A 13705-nucleotide genomic window follows, 5' to 3' on the forward strand; every position below is an offset into this window, starting at 1 on the left:
TATCGAGATTTTTGGTATTGGGGTCAATTGATTCAATTACTGATTATCAACGCTTGGTATATTGCTGTGCGCCTGCCCCTGTCTGAGGCTCTCCCTTTTTACCATAGTCGCATGGCTATGTGGATGATTCTTTTTGCCCCTAATAAGACCTTTTTCAAACAATACTTTGCCTTGGTTGGAGTATTTGGTTCTATTATGGCTTTAGTTTATCCAGTTTTTTATCCGTTTCCTTTCCCTCATGTTTCCTCGGTCAACAATGTTTTCGGACACTGAGCCCTCTTGGCTAACTGCTTGATTTATCTTATTAGATATTATAAAGTTGAAAAAGGAGATGCTTGGAAAATATGTCAGATGACCTTTGGTGTCAATGCAATTATCTTTCTAGCCAACCTCTTGACAGGAGGGAATTATGGCTTTTTGAGTAATCCCCCTGTGATTGGGGATCATAGCGCCTTGGTTAATTATTTGATAGTAACCAGTCTGATGACAGGGATTCTCGTCCTCATCAATCAATTTGTTAAATACAAACATCAGAATAGTTAGCGAACAACTGAATTTATTGTTTTAAGGAGATTTTATGCATCATTTTATTACAAGAACCCAAACCACACCGCCTCCTATTCCCATTTTTTGGTACGGTGTCATGATAGGCCTTCTTGCCTTGTCTATTTATGCTTCTCTTACTTACTACAAAAATCCCAAATTTGTTCGATTGTTTAAGTGGATTCAAATTGCGCAACTGCTAGCTCTTTACGCTTGGTATATAGGTTTTAGCATTCCATTTTCAAATAGTCTGCCTCTTTACCATTGCCGCTTGGCCATGTTTGCAGTAGTATTCTTGCCAGACAAATGGAAAACCAAACAGTATTTTGCCCTTATGGGAGCTAGTGGAGCAGTATTTGCCTTGGGTTATCCGGTTTTTGATCCATATGACTTTCCGCATATTACTAGTTTTTCATTCCTGATTGGACATTATGCTCTCCTGGTAAATTCACTTGTCTATCTCATGAATCACTACGATAAGACTCTGCTTAAAAAGTATCGCATTATCGCCTACACTTTTATTCTTAATCTTTTCCTAGTTGGAGTCAATCAAGTGACAGGTGGGAATTACGGGCTTTTGAATACTACGCCTTTTATCCCAGATGCTCCTATTTGGATCAAGTATCTTCTGGTTTCAATCATTCTTTCTTCAGCCTTGGTGCTCTTTGATATTTTGTTTAAGAAACGCTGGCAAAAGAAAATGGCACTAGAATCAACTCTTTCATGATTTAGATTGTAAGCTAAAAGAAGATATAGAATTTGAGTCGACCAATCACAAAATACAAATTGCAATATCTGTTATTTAAAAGCAAGTCTACTATAGAGACCTGCTTTTTCTTGTGTAAGCAATTGAAAAACTCTCTAAAATCCGATATAATGGAGTGTTGAAAGGAATTTTAGAGTCCGATGTAACAAAGAATGCTTATAAATTGAAATTATTAAAAAAGTAGAAAGAAAGAGAACTTATGAACATTCAAGAAGAAATTAAAAAACGCCGTACCTTTGCCATCATCTCTCACCCGGACGCGGGGAAAACAACCATCACTGAGCAATTGCTCTATTTTGGGGGAGAGATTCGTGAGGCAGGTACTGTAAAAGGGAAGAAAACAGGAAACTTTGCCAAGTCTGACTGGATGGATATCGAGAAACAACGTGGGATTTCGGTAACGTCATCTGTGATGCAATTTGACTACGATGGTAAGCGTGTCAATATCCTCGACACTCCAGGGCACGAGGATTTCTCAGAAGATACCTATCGTACATTGATGGCGGTGGATGCGGCTGTCATGGTTGTGGACTCTGCCAAGGGTATCGAGGCCCAAACCAAAAAGTTATTTGAGGTTGTTAAACACCGTGGCATTCCAGTCTTTACCTTTATGAACAAGCTGGACCGTGACGGTCGTGAACCACTAGATCTCTTGCAAGAACTAGAAGAAGTCTTGGGCATAGCTAGCTACCCGATGAACTGGCCAATCGGGATGGGGAAAGCCTTTGAAGGCTTGTATGACCTCTATAACCAACGCTTGGAACTTTACAAAGGGGATGAACGCTTTGCTAGTCTGGAAGATGGGGACAAGCTATTTGCTAGCAACCCATTCTACGAGCAAGTCAAGGATGACATCGAGCTCTTGCAAGAAGCTGGAAATGAATTCTCAGAAGAAGCCATCCTTGCGGGTGAATTGACTCCGGTATTCTTCGGTTCAGCACTTACTAACTTTGGAGTACAGACCTTCCTTGAAACCTTCCTCAAGTTTGCTCCAGAACCTCATGGACACAAGAAAACAGACGGAGAAATTGTTGATCCTTATGACAAAGACTTCTCAGGATTTGTCTTTAAAATTCAAGCCAACATGGACCCTCGTCACCGTGACCGTATCGCCTTTGTCCGTATCGTATCGGGTGAATTCGAGCGTGGTATGAGTGTTAATCTTTCTCGTACTGGTAAGAGTGCTAAACTATCAAATGTTACCCAGTTTATGGCAGAAAGTCGTGAGAATGTCACCAATGCCGTAGCAGGAGATATTATCGGGGTTTACGATACTGGTACTTATCAGGTGGGAGATACTTTGACAGTTGGGAAAAACAAATTTGAATTTGAACCACTGCCAACCTTTACCCCTGAAATCTTCATGAAAGTTTCTGCTAAGAACGTTATGAAGCAAAAATCCTTCCACAAAGGGATTGAGCAATTGGTTCAAGAAGGAGCTATTCAGCTTTATACAAACTACCAAACGGGTGAATACATGCTTGGGGCCGTTGGTCAATTGCAGTTTGAAGTCTTCAAACACCGTATGGAAAATGAGTACAATGCAGAAGTGGTTATGAGCCCAATGGGTAAAAAGACCGTTCGCTGGATCAAACCAGAAGACTTAGATGAGCGCATGTCTTCAAGTCGAAATATCTTGGCGAAGGATCGCTTTGACCAACCTGTCTTCCTCTTTGAAAACGACTTTGCCCTCCGCTGGTTTGCGGACAAGTATCCGGATGTAGAGTTAGAAGAGAAGATGTGATTCAGTAAGCCTACTTGATTGCAAGCAATCTAAGTAGACTACGGCAAGTCCTATTAGACTTGCCTAACTGCCTCACTAACTACGTTTTACAAATGGAATCGATTTGTGGGTTTTGCCGTCGTAACAGAAAGGAAGTGAACTAGCCGACAGCCTTACTAACTTCTTTTGGCAAATTAAATCGATTTGCCAAACTCCGTGTCGTAGTTCAGTAAATTTATGTGGTTGTATAACAATCTAAGTAACTAACGCCAAGTTTCTATGGGACTTGGCTAGGCGCTCCACTAGTAAAGTTTTACGAATATTATCGATTCGTAAAACTCAGTGTCGTAATCTAATAATTGGTAACCGTTAGAAAGTAGTCTAGCTGCCTGCTATTGCCATACTAATTGCGTGTTGTAGCGGGAAATGAGTACCTTAGGTGGTCACTTACCTTAAATCTATTGTAAAAAAGCCAAGAAGATATTTTTCTTGGCTTTTCTTGTAGCTTGCTATTCAAAATTTCCCTAAAACTCCGCTTTGGTGTTGGACGGAGTTTAGGAGGTCTTTTAGGTCTCTAATCGGTAAATAGATTCAGTATAGATATCCATTTTTACATTCTATAAAATTTATGCATAAAAATATTTTTAAAATTTTTTAAAAAAATATTGAGATTGTAGAAAAAGGTGGATTTTCTGAGGTGAAAAGTTTCTTGAAACAAAAAAAATCCCTTAGACTGGAACGAAACATTCTAGTCTAAGGAAATGGATAGTTGGGTATTAGATACCGAAATTTTTCATAAAAATTGTAAAGAGTGCCAGTAAGATGAAGCTGATACTATTAAGTAGCATATGGACCGAGATAGACATTTCCAAACGTCTAGTACGATAAGCAGTCCAAGTGAGGACAGTAGACATCCAACCATAAATCAAGAAGGAAGGGAGATTAGAAGGCGTATGTGCAAGGAGGAAGATTAGCCAACCAATAATATATCCAAACTTTTCATAGCCTTGGAAGAGTTTGGTAGGAATAATCCCGCGACAGATGATTTCTTCACAAATAGGTGCGATTAAAACGATGAGGAAGAAACTGCTAATCAGAGAACTTTCAGAAATAAGGTTGTTAATTACTTGTTGATTAGAAGTTGTTGTTTGCTTCATGAGTTGTAACCAGATTCCACCTACAAGATTTCCAACATAAATAGCTAGGTAGCTAAAGACAATTCGAGGAACATCGTTAACGGTAAAAAGTTTAGATTTTAAATCCAGCAACTTGCTCTTATGGGCTCCGTATAAAAAGATAGCAAGTACAAGAATCGAAATAAGGGACACAAGAATTGTTGACCAAATTGGATTAAACTGAATTTTAGTTAGTATAGCTAGAGTTAGCATAGGAGTCTGAGATAGAAAGATAGCTACTAACAAAATCCCAAACCACGCGAGTCGCTTACGAAAATCTTTAAAAAAGTTCATTGATGTATCTCCTAAAAAATTTTTATTAATTATAACATAATTATTGCAAGGATTCTATTTGTTACCATAAGAGGAACGTACAGACGACAAATAGAATATCCCGAATCAAATGACTGTAGAATGATACCTCCTGTCTCAAATTTTTTGGGAATAAAAAACTGAGAAATAGAGCACCAAGACCAATATAAAAAGCAATTGATAAAATGGTGATTGGATTACGTAGGAAGATTAAAATGAAAATGATGATGATGGAAAATCTCACTTCCTTGCTACTGGAATTTTTTTGTAACCTTCTCCATTTTTTCAAGGGGAGAAAGGTAACGAGATCAACTCCAAAGAGAAAAAAGAAGGAGGGTAGGATGAGTTCCACGGCTTCTTTTTGAAGTAAGTTGACAGTAACGATAGTCTCTGATAGAACCAGCCCAACCCCGCAGAGGTTGACCACAATCATCATACTATAAAATAAAAAGATAAAGCGACTCCTGTCAATCAGTCTATCTCTTTTTAAGTTGTGACTAGATAAATAATGCATAAAGGCACAAGACCCAGATAAGCCCAATAAAGCCAGTAGAAAATAAAAACAGGATTGTTTGAGGGCCAGAGAGGTTCCAGACCAAAAGATACAACTACAAAGTGCCAGTTGGATTAAGGCAAAGAACAAGAGTAGTCGAATTGATTTTATGACTTTTTCCATAAAGTATCCCCTATATTTTTTTCTTATTATAGCTAAAAGATAGGAGAGAAAAGTCCTTAAATTCCCAATTGTCGATTTTTAGGGCTGTCTTGTCTTTTGAAACTAAAAAATCCCCCTTCAAGGGTTCCTTGAAGAGAGGAGATAGGTGATCTAACGTTTAGACCAAGTGCGCTTCATAAAGAGCAGTATGATTGGATAGATTTCAAGACGTCCTGCAATCATTGCAAATGATAGTAGAAGTTTTGAAAATGGACTAAAAATTGAGAAACTTGCAGTTGTTCCTAAAATAGGACCGATATTGTTAAAGCAACTGAAAACAGCACTCGCGACAACCATTAAATTATTGGTATCTAAACTGACGATGAAAATCAAACTGAGTAGAATCATGATATAAACCACAAAGTACTTCAGAATCTTGTGCTGAGTATCCTTATCAATAACCGTTTGATTAACCTGAAGGGTTAACACACGGTGAGGTGATATGGTAGACAAGACTTGATTTTTAGCAATTTTAGATAGGATGACTCCGCGAATAACCTTGAGACCACCTGCAGTGGAGCCAGCAGAACCACCGATTGCCATCAGCATTAGCAAGATGTATTGAGAAAACAAAGGCCAGTTCGTGATATCCCCATATCCAAAACCGGTAGTGGTAATGATGTTAGATACTTGGAAGAAGGCCATCTCAAAGCTTTGTGAAACTCCGCTGTAGAGGTGAAGTGTGTTTAGCGTGATTAAGCCAGTTGATATGGCTACAATCAAGAGATAGGCTCGGAGTTCTTCATCAAAAAAGAATTCCTTGATACGACGGAGCATGAGGTAGTAGTAGAGGTTGAAATTGACACCAAACATCAAAACCCCGATACTTGTCAGATAGGTAATGAGAGAACTATGATAGTGGGCAATTCCATCATTATAAACAGTAAAGCCACCAGTACCAGCAGTACCCATAGCGATAACAAAACTATCGTAGAGAGGCATTCCAGCAAGGTAATAAATAACCACAAAAAGGGCGAACATAGCCAGGTAGAGGATATAGAGGATTTGGGCTGTATTTTTTAGTTTAGATACAACCTTGCCAAATACTGGTCCTGGAACCTCAGCCTTCATAACCTCTAAGTGACTGTTTTTAGCATTATCCATGATAGCTAGGGCAAAAACCAGCACCCCCATCCCTCCGATAAGGTGAGTAAAACTCCTCCAAAATAGAAGGGAACGGCTTAAGACAGAAACATCATTTAAAATAGTTGCTCCCGTTGTTGTGAAGCCAGAACTAATCTCAAAGAAGGCGTCTATCATATTGGGAATTTGTCCTGAAAAGACAAAGGGAAGGGCACCAAAGAATGACCAGAGAATCCAACAGAGAGCCACAATTAAGACCCCTTCTTTTGCATAGATTCGCTGTTTTTTAGGCTTACTGATAATTCCCAGAAGACCTAGAACAACAAGGATTCCGATGGTAGAGAAAAGAGCTGTAAAAACTTGACTCGATTCTCGATAATAAAGAGCAATGCTAACTGGAACTAAGAGTAGACCAGCCTCGATCAAGAGTAGCTTTGCAAGAAGAAATCGTACCATACTTCTATTCATAGCTTACCTCTCTAACAGATCATAGATCTTGGTGATATTTGATAGTAGTGTGATGACAACTAACTTATCACCGACTTGAAGGCTATCTTCACCTGTGGGGAAGATTGTTTTTCCATTGCGAATAATAGCAGCAATTAAAATATCTTTTTTGAGTTTCAATTGAGATAAAGGTTTACCAGTCATCTTGTTAGCTTCCTTGATAAGGAATTGAAGAGTTTCAACCTGTCCATTTGCTAGGTGGTGCATCGCTTGAAGATCTGAATATTGGGCATTGGCACGACCATGGATAAAGTGCATAATCGTATCAACAGCGATAGTTTTTGGTGTGATGATACTAGAAAACTCAGGTGCATGGATAATCTCTAGGAGACTAGTTCGATTGACCTTAGTGATGTTTTTCTGAACACCCACACTATCCAAGAACATAGATGTAATAATGTTTTCTTCGTCAACTCCAGTAAGGGTTGCGACCGCATCGTAGTGTTGGGCACTTTCTTCTAGGAGAATATCTTTTGCAGTTCCATCCCCTTGTACAATATAGAGTTTTGGATATTTTTGACTGAAAAATGCTGCGCGATCTGGATTGAGTTCAATGACCTTGGTATCAATACGGCTATCTTTCAAAATACCAACAAGGTAGTAGGCGATTTTTCCGGCTCCGATAATGAGTAAACTCTTAACGACACGAGATTTGACATAGTTATGAAAAAGCATCATATCGACACGATGACCTGTTACAAAGATACGGTCTTTATCTTCTAAAATAAGGTCGCCACTAGGGATCATGAGTTTATGATCGCGCTCAATAGCACAGACAATCACATTGCCAAACTTTTTCCGGAAGTCTGCGATAGACATCTGACAGATATTGCTATCCTTACGGACAACAAATTCCATCAAACTAACCAAACCACCTACAAAACGCTCAACAGAAAGAGCGTTTGGGAAGTCGATGATGTTAGCAATAGCACGAGCCGCTAGGAGTTCTGGATTGACAATGAGAGAAAATCCGAGAATATTTTTTTCTTTAAAGTAAGGGTTGGAATACTCAGGATTGCGGACACGGACGATGGTTTCTTTAGCCCCCATCTTTTTAGCTAAGACAGCAGAGACCATATTGACCTCGTCATATTGAGTCATAGCAATGAAAATATCGCAGTCTTGAACATTGGCTGCTTCTAGCATAGCAAAGTCAGCCCCATTACCTGCAATTCCAATAATATCAAAACGGCTTGTCATGTAATTAAGAACTGTTTCGTTCTGTTCAATTAAGACAACATCATGATTGTCAGCGACAAGTGAACGACAAAGGGCAGAACCAACTTTTCCCCCTCCGACAAGAATAATCTTCATGTTATACAACCTACTTTTTCAATATGTATCTATCATACTCTTTTTTAGAATAAAATGCACTCGGCAACTGACTCTTTTCATTATCAGGGTGGGAAATTGTCCTATTGATAATCTTCCTTATTAAAAATTTAAGATATAAATCAGCTATTTTCGTGTAAATCTAATGAATACAGAAGTATTTTTAACTAGTGTAAATATGTTTGTAAAAAAATTGAAAAAATCAAGTCATTTCTATTGACAATCAAGCTGAAAGTGATATACTAAAACAGTAGTTTCGCTGATTTACTTCAAACCTGTTGTGAGGTAAGTTAACGATGCCTTAACCACGCTGTTTGCTGAGCTAGACTCCGGGCAGTGTGGCTATTTTTTTGCACTAGTGAGAGGAAACAAGGCATGGCAAATCACATTGTATTATTTGAACCCCAAATTCCACAAAATACGGGTAATATTGCTCGTACCTGCGCAGCAACGAATGCGCCCCTTCATATTATTAAACCGATGGGCTTTCCTATCGATGACCGTAAGATGAAGCGGGCAGGTCTAGATTATTGGGACAAGCTTGAGATTCATTTTTATGAGAGTTTGGCTGATTTTATGGAAAAAATGGATGGTCAGCTCTACTTGATTTCCAAGTTTGCAGAAAGAGTCTATTCAGATGCAGATTTCACGACAGAAGGAGATCATTATTTTCTTTTTGGGAGAGAAGATAAGGGTTTGCCTGAGGAATTTATGCGTGAGCATCCAGAAAAAGCTCTCCGCATTCCCATGAATGATGAGCATGTTCGTAGTCTCAATGTTTCAAATACAGTTTGTATGATTGTCTATGAAGCACTTCGTCAACAAAACTTTGCGGGTCTCGAACTGGTTCACACTTACGAAACAGATAAGTTGAAATAAACACTTAGATAAAATGCTTGCGCTTGCAAGCTTTTTTTGTTATCATAAAGGGGTCTTCAGGGCAGGGTGAAATTCCCGACCGGCGGTAAATTTGACTAGCTATTTTAGCTTTCTCGTCGTTGTCTTGTCTCGATATACTTTAAGTATTATCTTCGACTACGACGCCTAGATAAATCTAAAATATCTTAGCCAAATAAGTCCGCGAGCGCAAGCTGATGTGGTGAGATTCCACAACCGACAGTATAGTCTGGATGGGAGAAGACGAAAGAATGGCTTTGTCTATTCTAATTAATTTTTTATAGGTAAATTGCAACCGCTTGCTAAAAAAAGAGTGAGGGGGAACTTTTGGAATATAAAAATAAAGGATAGATAGAGGAATCCTTTCCAACTTCTTCTGATTTTATAGAAAATTGGAGGAACCTGTTATGACAAACACACGTCGACTTTCGACCATTGCAATTTTATCAGCACTTTCATTTGTGTTGATGTACTTTGACTTTCCGCTTTTGCCAGCGGCATCCTTCTTGAGGATTGAGTTCAGTATTTTACCGGTCCTTGTGGGCTTGGTGGTCTTGGATTTACCAGCAGCTTTTGGAGTGCTTTTCCTTCGGTCCTTGTTGAAAATCCTTCTGAACAATCAAGGGGTTAGTACCTATATTGGTTTACCGATGAATATTGTTGCCTTGGGAGTCTTTGTACTTGCTTTTGGTTTGATTTGGAAAAAAGAGCGAACAACCATGCGTTTCGTCCTAGCTTCACTAGCTGGTACGCTTGGTTTGACTCTAGCTATGCTAGTTCTAAACTATGTTTATGCTGTTCCTTTGTACGCTAAGTTTGCTAATTTTGATATTGAGAAAATCTTAGGATTGAGCAACTACCTGATGACTATGGTCTTGCCTTTTAATCTGATTGAAGGTATTATATTTGCCATCTCTTTCTGGTTGTTGTTTGTCCTTTTGAAACCAACTTTAAAATACTATGAAAGATAAACAAACATTTATGATGAAGGGCTCTTTTGCCCTTTTACTTTTTATGATTATTGGCTATATTGTCAAATTTTATCCAGAAATGCTGGTCAGTTTTGATCAGCCGATTCAGACTGCCATTAGAGGTGATTTACCTGAGACCTTAACGCTTCTTTTTCGGGCAATTACGCACTTAATTGACATCCCAGTCATTATTAGCTGGGTTTTAATTGTAGCTTTTATATTTTATCGAAAGCAATGGAAGATGGAAAGTTATCTCATGCTGGGGAATTTGACTTTAGCTGGAATCTTAATCGTAACTTTTAAAAATATCTACCAAAGACCACGACCAGAAATTCTACACTTGGTAGAAGAAAAAGGTTTTTCTTTTCCAAGCGGACATTCTCTGGCAGTAACGATTATGGTTGGAACTTTGATTGTGATTTTGAGCCAAAGGATTAAGAATACAGTCTGGAGAAAAATCGTTCAAATCTTGCTAAGTTTATACATCGTCAGTGTATTGGTATCAAGAATTTATCTGGGAGTTCACTACCCATCAGATGTGATTGCCAGCCTTTGTGTAGGCCTAGGAGTTTTGTTTATGGAGTTTCCTTTCTATGATAAACTGCGTTTTCAATGGCGCTTCAAAGGAAAGCAGAAGTAGGCATTGACCCTTCTTGAGGAGGAAGAAATGGAAGTCAACATAAAAGATCTTCATCCGAGTCAACTATATTTATCAGAAAAGAAATTACAAGATATCCAGATGCTTTATCAATCGGTAGAAAAGCACAATATTAATCCAATTAGTGTTCTTGCATTTGGAGATTATTTGTTGATTACAGATGGGCATCACAGGGCTTATCAGGCTTTATTGATAGGCCAGAATACGATTTCTGCTGAGTGGGATAGAGATGGAGGTGATGAACTCTATCATCTCTATGCGCAAGCTTGTGAGAAAAGAAAGATATACTCTGTTCTGGATTTAAAAGATCATATCTTACCTCAAGATGAGTATGAAGCAAAATGGTATAACTGGTGTGATGGTTTTAATCAAGCAGCGGAGCTAGTATTAGGATTAGAAAATGATGACAAAAATCATGACAAAAATCATTCAGATAGATGATTCCTTGCGTCTAGTTCCCTATTTTTTAGCGGATCATCATGATGCAGCTTTGGCCTGGTATCAAGATGTGGATTTGGTGGAACTTGTAGACGGTATTAGAATACCTTATAGTCCGGAAAAATTAAATGCCATGTATTCCTATTTAGAAAGACACGGGGATTTGTTCTGGATTGAGTTTCGAGAAAAGGGAGAGTGGCTTCCAATTGGGGATGTCACCTTATCTCAGGAGAATCTTCCTATTGTGATTGGCAATCCAACTTATCAACATCAGGGACTTGGACGCAAGGTTTTGAAGGCTTTGATTGATCTAGCTCGGCAAAAGGGTTGGAAACAATTGAAAGTTCAAGAAATCTACACTTTTAATCGTATCTCTAGAAGATGTTTTGAGTCTCTTGGATTTGTGGAAAGTGGTACTACTGAAAATGGAGTGAGTTTTGTACTGACTTTGAGCGAATGAATTCTTTCCATCGTGGTAGAAGATTCTGAAGATTGATTTCACCAAAAAATTGTAACAGAAAGAAATATCAAAAATAAAAATTTCTCTTGCATTTTTTAAAAAATAGTGTATAATAGATGGGTATGTGTAAAGCATACTTGTGGGAGGTAAAAATCTCTAAATTACCGCCAAAACCACAAAGGAGGATTTAAAAATGGCTAAAAAAGTCGAAAAACTTGTAAAATTGCAAATCCCTGCTGGTAAAGCTACACCAGCTCCACCGGTTGGACCTGCTCTTGGTCAAGCTGGTATCAACATCATGGGATTCACAAAAGAGTTCAACGCTCGTACTGCTGACCAAGCTGGTATGATCATTCCAGTTGTTATCTCAGTATACGAAGACAAATCATTTACTTTCGTTACAAAAACACCACCAGCTGCTGTTCTTTTGAAAAAAGCTGCAGGTGTTGAAAAAGGATCAGGTACACCTAACAAAACTAAAGTTGCTACAGTTACTCGTGCGCAAGTACAAGAAATTGCAGAAACTAAGATGCCAGATTTGAACGCTGCAAACATTGAGTCTGCAATGCGTATGATCGAAGGTACTGCTCGTTCTATGGGATTCACTGTTGTTGACTAATCAATAACATCCCTATATAACCCGCAAGACTTCATCATTTCGAGAAGTGACGTGGGAGATGAAAATCGATTGAACCACTTACAAGGAGAATAGAAAATGGCTAAAAAAAGCAAACAACTTCGTGCTGCTCTTGAGAAGATCGACAGCACAAAAGCATACAGCGTAGAAGAAGCTGTAGCTCTTGCAAAAGAAACTAACTTCGCAAAATTTGACGCAACTGTAGAAGTTGCTTACAACTTGAACATCGACGTTAAAAAAGCTGACCAACAAATCCGTGGAGCAATGGTATTGCCAAACGGTACTGGTAAAACAGCTCGCGTTCTTGTATTTGCACGTGGTGCAAAAGCTGAAGAAGCTAAAGCTGCTGGTGCAGACTTTGTTGGTGAAGACGACCTTGTTGCTAAAATCAACGACGGTTGGTTGGACTTCGACGTAGTTATCGCTACACCTGACATGATGGCTCTTGTTGGACGCCTTGGACGTGTCCTTGGACCACGTAACTTGATGCCAAACCCTAAAACTGGTACTGTAACAATGGATGTTGCTAAAGCAGTTGAAGAGTCTAAAGGTGGTAAAATCACTTACCGTGCAGACCGTGCAGGTATCGTACAAGCGATCATCGGTAAAGTTTCATTTGAAGCTGACAAGTTGGTTGAAAACTTCAAAGCATTCAACGAAACAATCCAAAAAGCTAAACCAGCTACTGCTAAAGGAACTTACGTAACAAGCTTGACAATCACAACTACTCAAGGTGTTGGTATCAAGGTTGACGTTAACTCACTTTAATTAGTAATAATTTAACATGAAAGGTTGAAGACAAGTTTGTCTCAACCTTTTTTCAAATAAAAATAGCATAAAAATCTAGTTATCCGCATAAAAACTGGACTTATCACACTTTATCAAGGTCAAAACCACTCAATTTACTACTAATTTACTACTTATGAATGAGCTTTGATACGACGATTTATCCTTGAAAAGTGAAGATATAAAGATACTTCCAATAAAATTTGAATATTTAATAGGTAGACACTTCAAAAAATGAGGTGTCTATTTTTTTTACCCGATTTTGAAAGGAAGTGAACTTATGAAAACAAAAAATCAAGAATCAAAAGGTCGTTCCCCACTCTTTAAGACCATCAAACATTCATTCAGCCAATAAAAAAGAAAGGATAGGTAAAAATATGGAACTTAAATTTGTGATTCCCAACATGGAAAAAACATTCGGCAATTTAGAATTTGCTGGCGAGGATAAAGTCGTTCAGCGAAGAATCAACGGACGGCTAACTGTCTTATCAAGAAGCTATAATCTCTATTCTGATGTTCAAAGAGCAGATGATATTGTGGTGGTGCTTCCTGCTGAAGCTGGCGAAAAACATTTCGGCTTTGAGGAACGTGTGAAGTTAGTCAATCCACGTATTACCGCAGAGGGCTACAAAATCGGCACTCGTGGTTTTACAAATTACCTTTTACATGCTGACGACATGATAAAAGAATAAAGAAAGAGAG

At 38.5% G+C, this 13705-nt stretch carries 13 protein-coding genes, 1 pseudogene and 1 riboswitch; of the genes and pseudogenes, 11 read left to right on the forward strand and 3 right to left on the reverse strand.

The window, feature by feature from the left end:
- The 3 genes and pseudogenes from ADH81_RS06175 to ADH81_RS06185 form a co-directional block, all read left to right on the forward strand.
- Positions 1–543: pseudogene (locus tag ADH81_RS06175) on the forward strand (TIGR02206 family membrane protein); the annotation flags it as partial.
- A 34-nt stretch (positions 544–577) separates the two neighbouring features.
- Positions 578–1270 carry a TIGR02206 family membrane protein gene (locus tag ADH81_RS06180; protein ID WP_000546389.1) on the forward strand — a complete coding sequence of 231 codons (693 nt, stop codon included), beginning with the start codon at positions 578–580 and terminating at the stop codon, positions 1268–1270.
- 238 nt (positions 1271–1508) lie between these two features.
- Positions 1509–3053, forward strand: coding sequence for a peptide chain release factor 3 (locus ADH81_RS06185; RefSeq protein ID WP_049527335.1), 1545 nt, complete (start codon positions 1509–1511; stop codon positions 3051–3053).
- 755 nt (positions 3054–3808) lie between these two features.
- Here the strand turns inward: ADH81_RS06185 and ADH81_RS06190 are convergent.
- The 3 genes from ADH81_RS06190 to trkA all read right to left on the reverse strand — a co-directional run bounded on the left by ADH81_RS06190 (position 3809) and on the right by trkA (position 8138).
- Positions 3809–4501 carry a CPBP family intramembrane glutamic endopeptidase gene (locus ADH81_RS06190; RefSeq protein WP_049527337.1) on the reverse strand — a complete coding sequence of 231 codons (693 nt, stop codon included), beginning with the start codon at positions 4499–4501 and terminating at the stop codon, positions 3809–3811.
- Positions 4502–5345: 844 nt separating this feature from the next.
- Positions 5346–6785: a TrkH family potassium uptake protein gene (locus ADH81_RS06200; protein ID WP_049527342.1), complete on the reverse strand. Its 1440-nt coding sequence runs from the start codon at positions 6783–6785 to the stop codon at positions 5346–5348.
- A gap of 3 nt (positions 6786–6788) precedes the next feature.
- A complete protein-coding gene (trkA, locus tag ADH81_RS06205; protein WP_049527343.1) occupies positions 6789–8138 on the reverse strand; it encodes a Trk system potassium transporter TrkA in 1350 nt (449 codons plus the stop codon).
- 393 nt (positions 8139–8531) lie between these two features.
- Here trkA and ADH81_RS06210 point away from each other — a divergent pair, with 393 nt between their 5' ends.
- The 8 genes from ADH81_RS06210 to ADH81_RS06245 all read left to right on the forward strand — a co-directional run bounded on the left by ADH81_RS06210 (position 8532) and on the right by ADH81_RS06245 (position 13695).
- Complete coding sequence (locus tag ADH81_RS06210; RefSeq protein ID WP_049527346.1) at positions 8532–9035, forward strand: tRNA (cytidine(34)-2'-O)-methyltransferase; 504 nt, start codon at positions 8532–8534, stop codon at positions 9033–9035.
- Positions 9036–9083: 48 nt separating this feature from the next.
- Positions 9084–9302: riboswitch (FMN riboswitch) on the forward strand.
- Positions 9303–9460: 158 nt separating this feature from the next.
- A complete protein-coding gene (locus ADH81_RS06215; protein WP_000185852.1) occupies positions 9461–10024 on the forward strand; it encodes an ECF transporter S component in 564 nt (187 codons plus the stop codon).
- The gene (locus tag ADH81_RS06220; RefSeq protein ID WP_049508945.1) at positions 10014–10664 is read left to right on the forward strand and encodes a phosphatase PAP2 family protein; all 651 of its coding nucleotides are present in this window, start codon (positions 10014–10016) and stop codon (positions 10662–10664) included. The genes ADH81_RS06215 and ADH81_RS06220 overlap by 11 nt, the downstream gene beginning before the upstream one ends.
- Positions 10665–10691: 27 nt before the next feature.
- The gene (locus ADH81_RS06225) at positions 10692–11123 is read left to right on the forward strand and encodes a ParB N-terminal domain-containing protein (protein WP_049527349.1); all 432 of its coding nucleotides are present in this window, start codon (positions 10692–10694) and stop codon (positions 11121–11123) included.
- A complete protein-coding gene (locus ADH81_RS06230; RefSeq protein ID WP_049527597.1) occupies positions 11098–11580 on the forward strand; it encodes a GNAT family N-acetyltransferase in 483 nt (160 codons plus the stop codon). Before ADH81_RS06225 ends, ADH81_RS06230 begins: the two co-directional genes overlap by 26 nt.
- A gap of 193 nt (positions 11581–11773) precedes the next feature.
- Positions 11774–12199, forward strand: a complete 426-nt coding sequence (gene rplK, locus ADH81_RS06235) for a 50S ribosomal protein L11 (RefSeq protein WP_001085808.1) — start codon at positions 11774–11776, stop codon at positions 12197–12199.
- A gap of 96 nt (positions 12200–12295) precedes the next feature.
- Positions 12296–12985 carry a 50S ribosomal protein L1 gene (gene rplA, locus ADH81_RS06240; RefSeq protein WP_001085672.1) on the forward strand — a complete coding sequence of 230 codons (690 nt, stop codon included), beginning with the start codon at positions 12296–12298 and terminating at the stop codon, positions 12983–12985.
- A 395-nt stretch (positions 12986–13380) separates the two neighbouring features.
- Positions 13381–13695, forward strand: coding sequence for a YdcP family protein (locus ADH81_RS06245; protein WP_000420682.1), 315 nt, complete (start codon positions 13381–13383; stop codon positions 13693–13695).
- The last annotated feature ends 10 nt before the right edge of the window (positions 13696–13705 follow it).

The organism is Streptococcus pseudopneumoniae (assembly GCF_001072925.1).
GTDB classification, from domain to species: domain Bacteria; phylum Bacillota; class Bacilli; order Lactobacillales; family Streptococcaceae; genus Streptococcus; species Streptococcus pseudopneumoniae_Q.